11 protein-coding genes are annotated in these 16,196 nt (G+C 34.8%); 10 read left to right on the plus strand and 1 reads right to left on the minus strand.

Features of this window, described 5'->3' with window-relative positions; genetic code table 11:
• Positions 1-23 precede the first annotated feature (23 nt).
• Positions 24-956, plus strand: a complete 933-nt coding sequence (locus ACFSQJ_RS05810) for a YeiH family protein (RefSeq protein WP_377766010.1) — start codon at positions 24-26, stop codon at positions 954-956.
• A 26-nt stretch (positions 957-982) separates the two neighbouring features.
• Positions 983-1,987, plus strand: a complete 1,005-nt coding sequence (locus ACFSQJ_RS05815; protein WP_377766011.1) for a LacI family DNA-binding transcriptional regulator — start codon at positions 983-985, stop codon at positions 1,985-1,987.
• On the opposite strand, the gene ACFSQJ_RS05820 is transcribed toward ACFSQJ_RS05815, so the two are convergent.
• Entirely contained in the window at positions 1,984-2,526 is a 543-nt protein-coding gene (locus ACFSQJ_RS05820; protein WP_377766012.1) for an NADPH-dependent FMN reductase, read from the minus strand. The genes ACFSQJ_RS05815 and ACFSQJ_RS05820 overlap by 4 nt on opposite strands.
• A gap of 110 nt (positions 2,527-2,636) precedes the next feature.
• Between ACFSQJ_RS05820 and ACFSQJ_RS05825 the strand changes: the two genes are divergently transcribed.
• The 8 genes from ACFSQJ_RS05825 (at position 2,637) to ACFSQJ_RS05860 (ending at position 16,164) form a co-directional block, all read left to right on the plus strand.
• Positions 2,637-3,524, plus strand: coding sequence for an aldo/keto reductase (locus ACFSQJ_RS05825; RefSeq protein ID WP_377766013.1), 888 nt, complete (start codon positions 2,637-2,639; stop codon positions 3,522-3,524).
• Between the two features lie 15 nt (positions 3,525-3,539).
• A complete protein-coding gene (locus tag ACFSQJ_RS05830; protein ID WP_377766014.1) occupies positions 3,540-4,697 on the plus strand; it encodes an LLM class flavin-dependent oxidoreductase in 1,158 nt (385 codons plus the stop codon).
• 77 nt (positions 4,698-4,774) lie between these two features.
• Positions 4,775-6,319: an SLC5 family protein gene (locus ACFSQJ_RS05835; protein ID WP_377766015.1), complete on the plus strand. Its 1,545-nt coding sequence runs from the start codon at positions 4,775-4,777 to the stop codon at positions 6,317-6,319.
• A 155-nt stretch (positions 6,320-6,474) separates the two neighbouring features.
• Positions 6,475-9,777, plus strand: coding sequence for a VCBS repeat-containing protein (locus ACFSQJ_RS05840; RefSeq protein WP_377766016.1), 3,303 nt, complete (start codon positions 6,475-6,477; stop codon positions 9,775-9,777).
• Between the two features lie 11 nt (positions 9,778-9,788).
• Positions 9,789-13,049: a VCBS repeat-containing protein gene (locus ACFSQJ_RS05845; protein ID WP_377766017.1), complete on the plus strand. Its 3,261-nt coding sequence runs from the start codon at positions 9,789-9,791 to the stop codon at positions 13,047-13,049.
• Between the two features lie 10 nt (positions 13,050-13,059).
• Positions 13,060-14,400, plus strand: a complete 1,341-nt coding sequence (locus ACFSQJ_RS05850) for a vanadium-dependent haloperoxidase (protein ID WP_377766018.1) — start codon at positions 13,060-13,062, stop codon at positions 14,398-14,400.
• Positions 14,401-14,408: 8 nt separating this feature from the next.
• Positions 14,409-15,311, plus strand: coding sequence for a GyrI-like domain-containing protein (locus tag ACFSQJ_RS05855; protein ID WP_377766019.1), 903 nt, complete (start codon positions 14,409-14,411; stop codon positions 15,309-15,311).
• On the plus strand, positions 15,304-16,164 hold the full coding sequence (locus tag ACFSQJ_RS05860) for a hypothetical protein (RefSeq protein WP_377766020.1): 861 nt from the start codon (positions 15,304-15,306) through the stop codon (positions 16,162-16,164). The genes ACFSQJ_RS05855 and ACFSQJ_RS05860 overlap by 8 nt, the downstream gene beginning before the upstream one ends.
• Positions 16,165-16,196 lie beyond the last annotated feature (32 nt).

The following is a 16,196-nucleotide window of genomic DNA, read 5'->3' on the forward strand; positions in this document are numbered from 1 at the left end:
TCGTATGTTTATCAAAATTTATTATGCTAAATAAATTAGCTACATACGGTATTGTATGCCTTGTTTTTATAGGAGTGCTTTTCAGTTTTATTTCACCCGCTTTGGCATTGGGTCTTGGTATGTTAAGTGGTATTTTTAAACTGGCAAACGAAGATTTGGTGTCAATAAGTAAGCCTTTTCAGAAATACCTTCTTCAAGCATCGGTAGTAGGTTTAGGGTTCGGCATTCATATTAAGCAGGCCATTGCGATAGGCTCAAGTAGCTTTTTTATAACACTCATTACAATAGTTTGTGTATTTATAATAGCCTTTGCAATTGGTAAATTACTCAAATCAGACAGAGTAACAACAATATTGGTTGCCTCTGGCACTGCAATTTGTGGAGGTAGTGCAATAGCCGCTGTTAGTCCAAGTATCAAAGCAAATTCTAACCAAACATCTATCTCATTGGCCATTGTATTTTTGCTTAATGCTGTGGCGTTATTCATTTTTCCTTCAATAGGGAATTATTTTAACCTTAGTCAGGAGCAATTTGGCTTATGGTCAGCGATAGCAATACATGATACAAGTTCAGTGGTAGGTGCCGCAGAATTATTTGGTGAAGAAGCATTGAATATTGCAACTACTACGAAATTAGTGAGGACATTATGGATTATTCCTTTGGTATTGATTATATCTTTTGGAACCGACTCTAAAAAAGGTTTCACGTTTCCTTGGTTTATTCTAGGTTTTTTGGGTGCTATGGTATTGGCCTCTTACATTTCTCAAATACAAACCATAAATGAATATATAGTATGGGGAGCCAGAAAATTATTAATTCTTACATTGTTTCTAATTGGACTTCAAATCAATATTTCACAATTAAAAAAACTTGGTTTTAATATTTTAATAGTAGGTGTTCTTACTTGGCTTATCTTAGCAATCATCTCTTTGGCATATATCATTAACTATTTATAAATTAATCCATATCGCTGCAATAAGCTATGGCAGGAATAAAGGACATTGCAAAACTAACGGGACTTTCTCTCGCAACAATTTCTAGGGTTTTTAACGATAGCCCTTTGGTATCAAAAAAAACCAAGGATAAAGTGTTAAAGGCTGCCAAAAAGCTTGACTATCAGCCCAACCTCATGGCAGCTGCCTTAAGAAGTGGCAAAAGCAAAATTATTGGAGTAGTTGTCCCAGAAATAAATAACTCTTTTTTTAGCAAAATTATAAACGGTATTGAACAAAAGGCCAACGCCCATAAATATACCATTATCATAGCTCAATCCCATGAATCTAAAGAAAGGGAAACTAAAGCTATTCAATCTTTAATTCAGTCAAAAGTAGATGGGATATTAATATCAATTTCAAAAGAAACTGATGATTTTGATATCATTAATCGGTTAGACTCAAACGGCACCCCAATTGTTTTTTTTGACAGAATCCCTCCGTTAGAAAACGTAAACCAAGTAGTTTTTGATGATTATGAAGGTGCCTATATAGCCACTAAACACTTAATTGAACAGCGATGTAATAGGATAATACATATTGCCGGAAATCCTAAAATATCAATTCATAAAAAAAGACAAAATGGATTTATTGATGCGCTCAAAAAGAATAATTATCCCTTTATTGAATCTGATATTATTCACCTAACCATGGATGAATCTGAAGATATAAAAACAATTCAAAAACTATTAAAAAATAAAATATCATTTGATGGGGTTTTTGCCCATGGTGATGAAAGTTGTCTTTATCTTTTAAATGTCTTGAAAACTATTGGAGTTAGTGTTCCCAAAAATGTGAAATTGATTGGCTTTGGCAATAATAAGTTCAGCGAACTAATACAACCTAAACTCAGTACTATAGATCAAAGATGTCTTGAAATGGGCGAACTGGCTACTTCAAGGCTTTTAGAGTTACTGAAATCTAAAAATCGTATGAACCCAGAAACTACGATTCTTTCTCCTAAACTTATAATTAGAGCGTCTTCTTCTTTTTAAAACTTTAAAAGTTGCGAAATCTGTATCTGCAATGTTTTTGCAGTTTCATCATTTACTTTATTAGATTCTGCATCAAGTAATTTATATATTGACGAAATAGGGTTCTTGTTAGAATGAACATTTATACCCAAGTGATTCAATACATCAGCTAAATGATCCATCCCCCTTAAATTTCCTGCCCTGCCTGAAGCTATACCCGTAATACAGGCTTTTTTATCGTTAAAGCTATTCTTGTATTCCCTAACAGACATTGAATCTAAAATCAACTTTACTATTCCTGGATAACTGCCATTATATTCAGGAATAAAAAACCAAAATTTAGTAGCAGGTATAAAGTAAGTGTTTTGAATGTGCTGTATAATTTCTGGTTGATTGGAATCTTTATACATAGTTTGGCTAACTACACTTCCATCTAAAGTGGATAAATCTAAGAATAAAACCTTCTCATCGGTTGTTTTTTGGAGCAGTTCAAAAGCAAATTTGGCAAAGTGTAGTGTCTTATTGTTACTCCTATTAGAACCTGAAATAATTGTAATCATTAATTACGGTTTAATCATTCATAAATCAAGTAGTAAAATTAGGTTATTTTTTAATGTAAACGTTTACATTTTGAATAATTTGGTTACATTTGATTAAATCATTTCTCTATATGCTTTCAAAAGAAAATATATCCCCGTTCATTATAGGCACTATGCGTTTGGGCAAGTGGGGCAGCAATTTATCTACCAAAGAGTACGAACGATTTATCGAGGGATGTCTTGATTTAGGTTTAATTGATTTTGATCATGCCGACATTTATGGCCATTACACTACAGAAACCGAATTCGGTACAGTTTTAAAAGATAGGTCAGATCTTCGTAAAAAAATGAGGATAACCACAAAGTGTGGTATTAAATTGACTTCTGAAAATAGACCTCAACATAACATAAAATCTTATGACTTATCAGCTAAACATATAAGAGATTCCGTAGAAATTTCATTGAAAGAACTCAGTACCGATTATCTCGATGTACTATTGTTGCATAGACCAGATTACCTTTTTGACCCAAACGAAATTGCGGAAGTTTTTTCCGATTTAAAAAAAGAGGGTAAAGTACTTTCTTTTGGTGTTTCAAATTTTTCACCCTCACAATTTGATCTTTTGAATGCCTACACTCCATTGATAACAAACCAAGTTCAAATATCATTGCTACATAGAAATTCATTTGAAGATGGTACCCTGGACCAATGCCAAAAATTGGGTATAATACCTTGCGCATGGTCGCCTTTAGGTGGTGGTGAGTTATTCAAAGAAACAACTGATAAATCTATTTTAAGAATACAAAAGACCTTAAAAAAACTATCCAAAAAATATAATTTAACAGAAGACCAGTTACTATATGTCTGGTTGAGAAAACACCCAGCGGGAATTATACCCGTTCTTGGCACCTCAAAATTAGAACGCATTATAACAGCACAAAAGTCATTAAATACAAGCCTTTCACATGAAGAATGGTATATGCTATGGGAGTCCGCTTTGGGAAGAGAAGTTGATTAAACATAAATAAACACAATGAAAAATAATAAGATACAGATTAGATCTCCACATTTAGAAGGCGCAGAAGTTTCTTGGTTTGCGCCAATATGTAATGGAGACGATAGATACTTGGGCGAGCGAAACATGGAATATAAAAGCACATTTGAGAATGCTTCGCAAATTCTCTTAACTGCCGATAGAAATGGGTATCGAAATATTTTATGCCCTTCATCATATCAGGTAGGGCAAGATACATTACCGTTTGCCGCTGCAGTCGCTCCAATGACTGAACAGATAAACATTTTGGCCGCTGTACGATGTGGTGAAATTCATCCGCCCATGCTTGCCAGAACATTAACAACAATCGACCATATCCTAAAAGGAAGATTTACTATAAATATTATTTCTTCCAATCTTCCGGGAGAAGATTTATCATCAGAAGATAGGTATCAAAGATCAAGAGAAGTCATCGAAATCTTAAAACAAGCTTGGACAAAAGACGAGATTGACTTTAAAGGAAAGTTTTATAATATGAAATTACCTTCTAGTCCGGCTAAATCATACCAAAAAAATGGCCCATTACTTTATTTTGGAGGATACTCCCCTGCCGCAGTAGATTTATGTGCTGAGCATTGCGATGTGTATCTTATGTGGCCAGAAACCGAGGAAAACCTGAGGACCTTAATGGAAAACATGAGTGAAAAGGCAGGCAAATATGGTAGAAAAGTAGATTTTGGACTTAGGGTACATGTTGTAGTTAGAGAAACTGAAGAAGAAGCAAGAGCATATGCTGACAGTATTATCTCTAAATTAGGTGTAGAACAAGGTATAGAAATGCGTGAACGTGCATTGGATGCCAAATCTTACGGGGTTAGTAGGCAAGCTGAAATGCGAGAAATTTCTAAAGATGATGGTTACGTAGAGGATAATTTATGGACCGGTATAGGTAAAGGACGTTCGGGCTGTGGAGCGGCATTGGTTGGAACTCCTGATCAGATTGTAGCAAAACTTAATCGTTATATGGATATGGGAATAAGGTCATTTATCTTTTCTGGTTATCCCCATAAAGAGGAATGTGAAAGATTTGCAAAATTGGTGCTACCAAAAATTAAGACCTTTTCAATGCCTATTGCGCAAGGAAAAGTTACTGATGAAGAATCCTTATCTCCATTAGCGGCTGGTATACGTGTATAACAATGTTTGAAATACCTTTTTTAACAACAAAAGCCTTATATTACAGTATTAAACCAACCGAATAAGTACCACATTTTATGATTGACTTACTGATTGTTTGTGCATATTTTATTATTGTCTTTGTAACTGCGATTACTGGTAAAACCTCTAAGGATGCCACTACAGAAGAATATTTTTTAAGTTCTAGAAACCTTCGTTGGCCGTCTATCGCTTTTTCAACAATTGCTACAAATGTACAAGGTTATCAGTTTTTAGGTTTTATGGGTTCTGCTTACTTGTATGGTTTGGCACAGGCAAATTTTGAAATCAATGCCATTCAAGGCTTACTATTAGCAGCTTTCATATTTGTTCCAATGTATCTTCGGGAGAAGATTATTACGATAACCCAGTTTATAAAAACCCGTCTGGGAAGTACCATTGCGTTATTATATTCTGGATCTAATATCCTACTCTTTTCTACAATAACCCTTGGTGCAGCACTATTTTGGGGTGCTTATTCCGTTGATTTGGTTTTTGGTGATTACTTGTCATTTATCCATCAAGATAGGTTAACACGTATCGCCATTTTGATTGTTTTTTTAGGATTATTCTCAGCAACATATACCTATTTTGGAGGCTTAGCAGCGGTTGTACGTACTGATGTCATTCAGTTTGCGATATTGCTTTCCGGAGGAATAGTGGTCATGCTCATCGCTATTCACCATTTGGGTGGGTGGTCACAATTGTATACCAAAACTGGCGATTTGATGCACTTACATTTACCAGCTGATCATCCTAAGCTGCCTTGGATACATGTTTTTGGAGCTTTTTTACTTAATATAAACTACTGGTGTGCCAATCAATCTGTGGTACAACGCTCTTTGGCGGCAAAAAGTCTAAAAGATGTTCAAATTGGTCTTATGGTAGGTGGTCTAATGAAATACTTTATGGCTGCCATTATTATTCTCCCGGGTATTGCACTTGTCGGTATACTTGGAGAGAACGGGTTGACCGATCCAGATTCTGCTTTCCCATATTTGGTGAATACATATCTTCCTGTGGGTCTAAAAGGGCTTATTTTATGTGCCTTATTTGCATCTCTGATGAGTACAGTTGATTCTACTTTTAATTCATTAGCAACTCTATGGTCAATAGACATTTATAAAGTCTATATCAAAAAAGATGCTACGGACCAACAAATAGTAAAATCGGGTAAAAAAGCCATCTTAATATCTTTTATATCTGGGGTAATCATTGGAATTGTATTACTCTATATCAAATTTAAAGACTCCGGCGCCGCATTTACCCACACACTCAATGAGTTGCGATATTTTATCAATTGCGGAATAGTAGTGTTGATATGTGCTGCCGCTTTCTTAATGGCTCCAAAACATCGCGTGGCATTGTTTGGTTTTGTGGCGACTATACCACTTCAGTTTTTGTTTATCTACCTGTTCCCAGATATGAATTACCTTGTTAGGGCCATGTGGGTAATGTTAATTGGGTTTACCATTATTTGGTTAGGGTCAAAAAGTAGTTTTATAAAAGATAAATTAAAACCCGAACCCGCATCTCCTTTATTGGGTAAAGTAGGTATTGGCATGGCATTATCCCTAATTGCACTACATATTATTTTTCATTAAAACGCATAAAATAAGGTAATCTCTTACCATTAAAAAATAGGGCTAGCAACATTCGCAATTCTTCAAATAGACAACACGGTTTATTTTAGCAAAAACATTAACTAAAAGTACTTTTCCCATATAATGGTTAATCCTTATATTTCTCTTTTCATAAAATGAAAGCTCATCTCTTCACTATTATTGGTATTAGTATTCTTTTTTGCGGATGTAATCAAAAGAAAGAAACTAGCCTTTTTATAAAAATACCCTCCGCTACTTCTGGTATTAAATTTAAGAATGAACTAAAAAGTTCGCCAGAACTTAACATCCTCAATTACCTATATTATTATAACGGTGCAGGGGTGGCCGCCGGTGATTTTAACAATGATAAACTAATCGATCTATACTTCACTTCTAATCAAAAACATGATAAATTATACCTGAACAAAGGAGATTTTAGGTTTGAAGATGTTACCGTCCAATCAAAAATCTCTAGTGTTGGAAATTGGACCACCGGCGTAACACATGTAGATATAAATAACGATGGGCTGTTAGATATTTATGTCTGTAAAGTTGGCGGTTATAAAGATTTTAAAGGATGTAATCTATTATATATTAATCAAGGAATAAATAAAGACGGCATACCGGTTTTTAAGGAAGATGCTAGCAGATATGGATTGGATTTCTCAGGGTTCTCAACCAAGTCTGCTTTTTTTGACTATGACCTTGATGGTGATCTTGATATGTTTTTATTAAACCATTCCTTACACCCAAAACGCACATATGGCAAAGGAATTAAGCGTAAACAAATTGACGAAAAATCTGGTGATAAGCTTTTTCGTAATGATGATGGTAAATTTGTAGATGTTTCTGCCGAAGCTGGAATATTTCAAGGAAATATTGGATATGGATTAGGATTAGGAATCAGTGATTTAAACAATGATGGATACCCTGATATCTATGTTGGTAATGACTTCTTTGAAAATGACTACTTATACATTAACCAAAAAAATGGAACTTTTAAGGAAATCATCAATACGAGTGATACTCATTTAGGGCATACGACACACTTTTCCATGGGAAATGACATTGCAGATTTAAACAACGATGGCCTGACCGATATTGTCTCGTTAGACATGCTACCAGAGGATTTAAAAACCTATAAAACATCAGGGCTCGAATTTCCATTCTCTACCTATCGGCAATATTTAAGAAATGGTTATGCGCCACAGTATATGCAAAATACGCTTCACCTAAACTTGGGTAATACCAATTTTAGTGAAATTGGAAATTTAAGCGGTATCTCTGCAACTGAGTGGTCTTGGGGAGCATTATTAGCTGATTTAGACAATGACGGCCTTAAAGATATATTTATTTCAAACGGTATAAAGGGAGCTACAAACGATATGGACTTTATCAGTTTTATTGCCAACGATAATATTCAGAAAAGAATAAACAAGGGCATGACAGAAAAAGAAATGATCTTCATTAAAGAAATTCCAGAAAAAAAAGTGGCAAATTATTTTTTTAAAAATAAGGATGGTGTCACATTTGATAACGTAACCGATACTTGGTTTAAAAGTGAAGAATCTTTTAGTAACGGTTGTGTTTATGCAGATTTAGACAACGACGGTGATTTGGATATTATAGTAAACAATATCGACACAGAAGCTTATATTCTGAAGAATACTTTGCATAATAAAAACAGATCTCTGAAAATCAGTTTAAAGGGAAATGAAAAAAATAGATTTGGTATCGGCTCTAAAATTATTGCGTATAATGACAGTATACAAATGACTATTGAGAACTATCCCTCTAGATCTTATTTATCTGCGGTACCAAATGAATTACTAATTGGTATTGGCAACGATAGCATCATAGATTCTTTAAAAGTTATTTGGCCCAACCATCGATATCAAACATTGAACAAAGTAAATAGTACTGTCCCACTTCTTCTAGATTATGCTAATGCTTCTGGAGACTATTTCGAGTCAAACAGTCTTAAAGGAAACATCTTAGCCTCCCAAAAAGACCTTCCTTTTAAGTTCGTACATAAAGAAAACACAACAATAGAGTTTGATCGTGATCCTTTAGTTCCTTTTGTAAATTCCAATGAGGGTCCATCAATTTCAGTTGCAGATGTAAATAACGATGGGTTAGACGATTTTTTTATTAGTGGTGCCAAAGCACAACCTTCAGCATTATATCTTCAAACTTCAGATAAAACATTTCAATTGACGCAAGAAGAGTTATTTTCTATAGATGCCATGAGTGAAGACATTTCGCACGTTTTTTTTGATGCTAATAACAATGGTTTTAAAGATTTATTAGTTGTAAGTGGTGGCAATGAATTTAAGACCTCAGATAATATTAGACCTAGAATCTATTTCAATAACAACGGTATTTTTTATAAAGATTCAGTTCAATTTGAAGGGATAGAATTAAATGCCGCTAAAGTAAGTGTTTCCGATTTTGATAATGATGGTGATAGTGATATTACTATTGCGTCCGACCAAGTGCCAAGACAATTTGGAAAAAACCCTAAACAATATCTTTTTGAGAATGATGGAAAAGGATACTTTACTACCATTACAAAAACTAAAGCACCTGATTTTGAAAATATCGGAAACGTAAAAGATGTTTACTGGATAGACGTTGATGGCAATGGTTTTCAAGACCTTATTTCAGCTGGGCACTGGATGCCCATATCTATATTTTTAAATGATGGAAAGACACTACAAAAAAAGGAGTTCGGCGGATTAAAAGACACGAACGGTTGGTGGAATACTATAAAAGCTGAAGATTTTGACAATGATGGCGATATTGATTTAATTGCTGGTAATTGGGGCAAAAACAGCAAGTTTGCAGCTTCAAAAAAAGAGCCCATTACACTTTATAATAACGACTTTGATAGTAATGGCTCAATAGAGCCTTTGGTGACTTATTTTTACAAGAACCGAGAAACCCCATTCACATCAAAAGATGAATTGGTCAAGCAAATGCCTTTTTTGAACAAAGAGTTCTTGTCTTATAATGATTTTTCCTCAGCCTCTATAGAAACCTTATTTGGGGCAAAAAAGCTTGAAGAATCAGATAAAGAAAATGTATTTGAATTGGCAAGTTGTTACTTTGAAAATGATGGAAAAGGAAGTTTCATCAAAAAAGAACTCCCCCTAATGGCACAAATAACTACTGTTCAAGATATACTCGTTAAGGATTTTGATTACGATGGATTTAAGGATGTGTTGCTTGTTGGGAATACATATGAAATAAGTACGCAATTAGGTAGAATGGACGCTTCTCATGGCATATTTTTGAGATTTGATGAAAAAAATGGATTCGAGCATGCAAAAAATTGGCAAATAGACATTTCTGGTCCAGCAAGAAATATTACAGAAATCGATATAGATGGTGAAGTCAATTTTCTAGTTGGCATTAATAACATGAAGCCTATTCTATTTACAATAAACAGAAAGTGAAACGCTACTTTATGAAAAACAGTATTTATATTTTATCTCTATTATTCATACTAGGTTGCAAAAACAAAGAAGGGGAGCTTTTTTCAAATGCCAATCCTACTGACACTGGCATTACTTTTAAAAATACGCTTAATAGTAATGACGACCTGAACATATTAGATTACCTCTATTATTACAATGGTGGTGGAGTAGCTGTAGGCGATATCAATAACGATAATTTACCCGATATTTTCTTTTCTGGAAATCAAGTTAAGAATGCTTTGTATTTAAATGAAGGCAATCTAAAATTTGAAGATATTTCTGTTTCTGCTGGGATTCAAGGTAATAGTACATGGAATACTGGTGCCGTAATGGGCGATGTAAATGGGGATGGCCTCTTAGATATTTATGTATGCGCAGTTGTAGGTTTAAATGGTTTTGATGGTTACAACGAACTTTATATAAATAATGGCCCTTCTCCAGGTTCAGGACAAATTACTTTTACAGAAAGTGCAGGCAAATATGGTCTAGATTTTGATTCTTACAGCAGCAATGCGGCTTTTTTAGACTATGACCTTGATGGGGATTTAGATTTATACTTATTAAATCATGCCGTACATACCCAAAAATCTTTTGGGAAGATGGATTTGAGGTATGAAAGAAATTATCAAACCGGAGATAAATTAATGCGAAATGATGGGGGTAAGTTTGTAGAAGTAAGTGAACAAGCGGGCATTTATGGGGGAATTAACGGATATGGACTAGGTATATCCATTGCAGATTTTAACCAAGATGGTTACCCGGACATTTACATTGGAAACGATTTTCATGAAGATGATTACTATTACTTAAATAATGGCGATGGCACTTTTAAAGAAAGTCTTAGAGACTACTTTGGCCATACAAGTAGGTTTTCAATGGGTAATGATGCCACTGATATTAACCATGATGGATTTCCTGATTTAATTTCTTTAGATATGTTGCCCGAAGACGAAATTCCTTTAAAATCCTCGGAAGGTGATGATAATGTTCAAGTTCAAAAATTGAGAATTAAAGACTATGGCTACCATTATCAATTTACCAGAAATATGCTTTATATCAACCAACCTTCTGGTCAATATATGGAAACTGCATTATTAAGCGGCGTTGCTGCCACAGACTGGAGCTGGAGTGCACTTTTTGGCGATTACGACCTTGACGGTGAGCAAGACCTTTTTGTTGCCAACGGAATCTCAAGGCGTCCAAATGACCTTGATTTTGTGAAATTTGTTTCAAGTGAGCAAATACAAAAGAAAATGGATAACACAAAACTGGTTGATCAAAAAGCCATCAATATGATGCCCTCGGGTAATGTCCATAATTACATTTTTAAGGGGAGTAATGACTTGACTTTCAAAGATATGTCGGGTCAATGGATGGACAAAGACACCATTATCTCTGGGGCCACTGCAATAGGTGATTTAGATGGGGATGGAGATTTAGACTTAGTCACTAACAACGTTAACAAGGCGCCATCAATTTATATCAACAAAATAAATGATGCTGCCAACCATTTAAAACTAAGATTTGATTATACCTCCAGAAATACGCAAGGTATAGGCACTAAAGTATATTCTTATCATAATGGCAAATTACAATATAAAGAACTCTTCCCTACTCGAGGGTTTCAAGCCAGTTCTGAACCTATAATTCACTTTGGTTACGGAACAGCACAAAAAATTGATTCCATTAAAATCGTTTGGCCAAATATGACCTATCAACTACTAACAAATGTAGACGTAAACCAAACTTTGACGATCACTCCTAAAAACACTAAAACGTTCGATTATAATACCTTAAGAAGGAAAGAGCTCCCTTTGTTTAAAAAAACAGCTCATAATTTAGGGATTGATTTCAATCACAAAGAAGATAACTTCAATGATTTTTTAAAAGAAAAATTAATACCCTACAAGGCTTCGGATAGAGGCCCTGCGGTCGACGTGGGTGATTTAAATAATGATGGCAAAGAAGATATTTTCTTCGGAGGATCCAGATTTATTCCTTCGCAGGTATATGTTCAAAAAGATTCAGGTTTCGTAAAGCAGAAAATAAACACTTTTGCCAACGATTCCATTAAAGAAGATGTTGCGGTCGCCATTTCAGATTTCAACCAAGATGGCAAGAACGATATTGTTTTGGGCTCTGCCGGTGCACATTTTTTTGGAAACTCAAAACCCCTTTTAGATAATTATTATATCCAAGGTGATACAGGTTTCTTACTAGGCGATTTACCAGAATACTTTCAAAATGCATCGGTAATTCGACCTCATGATTTTGATAACGATGGTGATTTGGATGTTTTTGTTGGTGGGCATACTGTAAGTTCGAGCTTTGGAAAAATTCCAGAGTCGGTATTATTGGTAAACACCGACGGTAATTTTTCAATTCTTGAGAATTTTGCAGCTAAAGAAATCGGCATGATAACTGATGCCATTTGGGACGATTTTGATGGTGATGGCATAAAAGATTTAATTGTAGTTGGCGAATGGATGTCTCCCACATTCTTTAAAAACTCAAATGGAACGCTGGTAGAATCCAATTCCATCAACTTGAGCGGACTTTGGCAGACCATTCTACCTTTCGATATAGACAATGATGGCGACAAAGACTATCTTTTGGGCAATTGGGGCACAAATTCAAAATTCAAGGCTTCGGAAAAAGCACCTTTAAAACTATATTTTGGAGATTTTGACAAAAACGGACAAACAGAAACCGTTACGGCAATTCAAAAGAATGGAAACTATTACACCTTGGAAGGGCTTGATGAACTTAGCTCACAAATGGTATCATTGCGCAAGAAATTTAGTAGCTACAGTTCATTCGCTGGAGAAACAGTAGAACAAATTTTAGGAGAAGAAAGTTTAAAAAAAGCTACAGTTTTAAAGGTAACCCAACTTGCATCAGGGTATTTAAAAAATGAATCGGGAAATTTTGAATTTGTTCCTTTTTCAAATGAACTTCAAGTTTCTCCCCTGCTGGATTTTCTATCCTATGATTTTGATGACGACGGCAAAAAAGAAGTATTGATAGCCGGCAATTACTTTGGGGTAAAACCTTACCAAGGTCGTTTCGATTCCTTTTCTGGAGCACTGCTTAAAAATGAAAATGAAGTAACTTTGGGAAATGTATTGGGACTAGATTTTACAAAAAAATCCATCCGCCACCTGAATATTGTAAAATTTAAAGACAAACCATATTTACTAGCTACATTTAATGATGATAAAGCACAGGTATATGAATTCAACCATAAATAATAAATAGACTATGAAAGAACGATTGTTTGCAGCAGCATTAGCGCTTTTAGTGTTTACTGGCTGTCAAAAAAACACAGAACCTATTGTAATAACCCCAGAACATTATCATAGTTCTGTTGACAAGGTCACGAAGATTATGATTCATGATATTTTCTCACCTCCAGTAGCTAGTAGAATATATGCCTATCCTAATATCGCTGCCTATGAGATATTAACTCATAAAGAGAACTCTTATACATCACTTTCAAACCAATTACATGGTTTTAAAGGTATTCCAGAGCCCAATAATGGTACAGAAGTTAATTTTGACCTTGCCGCTTTAGTTGCCCATATTGACTTAAGTAAGAGGTTAATTTTTTCAGAAGAGAGAATCGAAGTTTTTAGGGATAGTCTTTATTCAATTTGGGAAAGTCAAAATGAAAAAGAATTTAATGCTTCAAAAACGTATGGGCTTCAAGTTGCAGAGCACATTGCAATATGGATGGATAAAGACAATTATAAGCAGACCCGTACTATGCCAAAATTTTCGGTTGACTCGGAAGACCCATCAAGATGGCAACCTACCCCACCTGCATATATGAGTGGTATTGAACCACATTGGAATAAAATTAGGCCTTTTGTTATTGATTCAGCAAGTCAATTTAAACCTACACCACCGCCAACATTTTCTATGGAAAAAGAATCCGATTTTTATAAAGAATTGAAAGAGGTTTATGATATCAGTAACGAAATCACAGCCAAAGGTGATACTTCAGAAGAAGTAGCAATTGCACAGTTTTGGGATTGTAATCCTTATGTTTCCATTACTAGAGGGCATTTGATGTTCGCGACCAAAAAAATTACTCCTGGCGCTCATTGGATTGGCATTACCAAAATTGCTACTCGAAAAACAAACTCAAATTTGACAGCGACTGTACATGCCTATACCAAAACATCTATAGCCATTGCAGATGCATTTATCAGTTGTTGGGATGAAAAATATAGAAGTAATTTAATTCGTCCAGAGACATTAATCAATGAACATATTGATGATAGTTGGGAACCTGTATTGCAGACGCCTCCTTTTCCTGAATACACTAGTGGTCATAGTGTTGTTTCTGGTGCAGCCGCAACAGCACTTACCAGTATTTTTGGTACCGATTTCGCTTTTGATGATGATACTGAAATTGCTTATGGGCTCCCGGTCCGTAGTTTTAATTCTTTTCGCGAAGCTGCTGATGAAGCTGCTATAAGCAGAATGTATGGTGGTATTCATTATAGAAAAGCCGTAGAAATAGGGGTTAAACAGGGTAGGGATCTGGGTGATTTTGTAATAGCCAATTTAAAAATGAAGCAAGCCCCAACTAATTAATTCTTTAAATGAAAAAAGTAATTCTAGCAATTGGTGGTATAATAGTAGTCACCGCTTTTTGGTATTTTTTTATTAAATCATACGATTACCAAGTCAACTTTAAGGCAAAAACATTTCCAGGCGCTATCAACCAAGTTATCAAAGCTTGGGGGGTTACCATGGAAGGTTCAGAAATTCTTGATCAAAAAGATATTACTAGACTTACACAAAGCTTAAAGTTTGGAGATTCCACACATATTTATACTTGGAAAATCAAAAAAATCAATGATTCTTTATCTCAGATAAAAGTTTTTGCTTCAGATAAGGATTATAGTTTAAAGAATAAACTTCAGATTCCTTTTTTAGACACGGATTTTGAAAAAAATACTCGAAAAACTTTGGAGGATTTTATTAAAACCCTAGATGAGCATTTAGAAAAATTCAAAGTTGAAATTGCCGAAGAAGAATCTACCAGAACAACTTATTGTGCCTGCACTGAATTACAAACCTCTCAAATTGGTAAAGCTGAAGGAATGATGGGAGATTTTCCATTACTAACCGCTGTTATTAGTGAAAATAATCTTAAATCCAATGGACCTCCCTTTTTAGAAGTAATAAATTGGGATAAAGAAAAGGATAGTATTCAATTCAAATTTTGTTTTCCAATTCAGCAAATGGATACTCTACCTGAACACCCAGAAGTGGAATACAGAAATTATGATAGTCGGCCAGCACTAAAAGCTATATATAATGGTAATTACATCACTTCGGATAGAGCTTGGTACGCCCTAATAGATTATGCAAAAGAAAATGATATCAAGATTACCGGCCTTCCGATTGAAGTGTTTCATAACAACCCAAATATGGGCGGTAATGAGCTGGATTGGAAAGCTGAAATTTACATGCCTATCAAAGTGGATTTAAATGAATAAACTGGTCATTCTAAGCAGTTTCATTATACTACAGGCTTGTGCCCAAAAAACATGGCACGGTGATTTAAATCATTTAGGAAAATTTCCGAACAATTTAAGTGAAGTCTCCGGTATTGCCATATACAATGATCACCTTATTTGGGTTATCGAAGATAATGGCAATAAAGATGATATTTATGCCGTAAACCATCAGGCGATAATGGTCAAAAGTCTTGATGTTAAAGATGCTGAAAACAAAGACTGGGAAGATTTGACTACGGACAAAGAAGGTAATCTTTACATTGGGGATTTTGGTAATAACGGTAATTACAGAAAAGATCTCTCTATTTATAAACTACCAAATCCTGAACGAGAAAAAGGGAATAAGATTCCATCTGATAAAATCACATTTCATTATCCTGAGCAGAAGAAATTCCCCCCGAAGAAAAGTCGCCTGATTTACGATGCCGAGGCTTTTTTTCATTGGGATGGCCATTTGTACATCTTCACAAAAGACCGTTCCAGACCATATTTAGGGAAAACCTTGGTCTATAGAATTCCTGATAAAAAAGGAAATCATAAAGCGAAATTGGTAGGCACTATAAACCTGTGTAATGACCAAGACCATTGCTCCGTAACTGGTGCCGACATTTCAGAGGACGGAAAAACCATTGCCTTAATTGGATATGGCTATTTATATTTAGGAAAAGACTTTAATATAGATATAATTTCAGAAACCAAATTTGATTCCATTTATTTGAAACATGAAACTCAAATTGAATCGGTTTGTTTTTTAGATAATACTACAATTTTGATTGCAGACGAACAGTCAAAGACTAAGGGGAGAAACCTTTACAGCTATACGATTAAGTAAATTCATTAATTAGGAATCATTTCCATTAATTA

Origin of the sequence: Croceitalea marina, assembly GCF_042684265.1 — a bacterium.
GTDB lineage: Bacteria > Bacteroidota > Bacteroidia > Flavobacteriales > Flavobacteriaceae > Croceitalea > Croceitalea marina.

Bases quoted from the DNA above. Each gene is read 5' to 3' on its own strand.
- ACFSQJ_RS05810 (WP_377766010.1), top strand. From the start codon at position 24: ATGCTAAATAAATTAGCTACATACGGTATTGTATGCCTTGTTTTTATA.
- ACFSQJ_RS05815 (WP_377766011.1), top strand. From the start codon at position 983: ATGGCAGGAATAAAGGACATTGCAAAACTAACGGGACTTTCTCTCGCA.
- ACFSQJ_RS05820 (WP_377766012.1), bottom strand. From the start codon at position 2,526: ATGATTACAATTATTTCAGGTTCTAATAGGAGTAACAATAAGACACTA.
- ACFSQJ_RS05825 (WP_377766013.1), top strand. From the start codon at position 2,637: ATGCTTTCAAAAGAAAATATATCCCCGTTCATTATAGGCACTATGCGT.
- ACFSQJ_RS05830 (WP_377766014.1), top strand. From the start codon at position 3,540: ATGAAAAATAATAAGATACAGATTAGATCTCCACATTTAGAAGGCGCA.
- ACFSQJ_RS05835 (WP_377766015.1), top strand. From the start codon at position 4,775: ATGATTGACTTACTGATTGTTTGTGCATATTTTATTATTGTCTTTGTA.
- ACFSQJ_RS05840 (WP_377766016.1), top strand. From the start codon at position 6,475: ATGAAAGCTCATCTCTTCACTATTATTGGTATTAGTATTCTTTTTTGC.
- ACFSQJ_RS05845 (WP_377766017.1), top strand. From the start codon at position 9,789: ATGAAAAACAGTATTTATATTTTATCTCTATTATTCATACTAGGTTGC.
- ACFSQJ_RS05850 (WP_377766018.1), top strand. From the start codon at position 13,060: ATGAAAGAACGATTGTTTGCAGCAGCATTAGCGCTTTTAGTGTTTACT.
- ACFSQJ_RS05855 (WP_377766019.1), top strand. From the start codon at position 14,409: ATGAAAAAAGTAATTCTAGCAATTGGTGGTATAATAGTAGTCACCGCT.
- ACFSQJ_RS05860 (WP_377766020.1), top strand. From the start codon at position 15,304: ATGAATAAACTGGTCATTCTAAGCAGTTTCATTATACTACAGGCTTGT.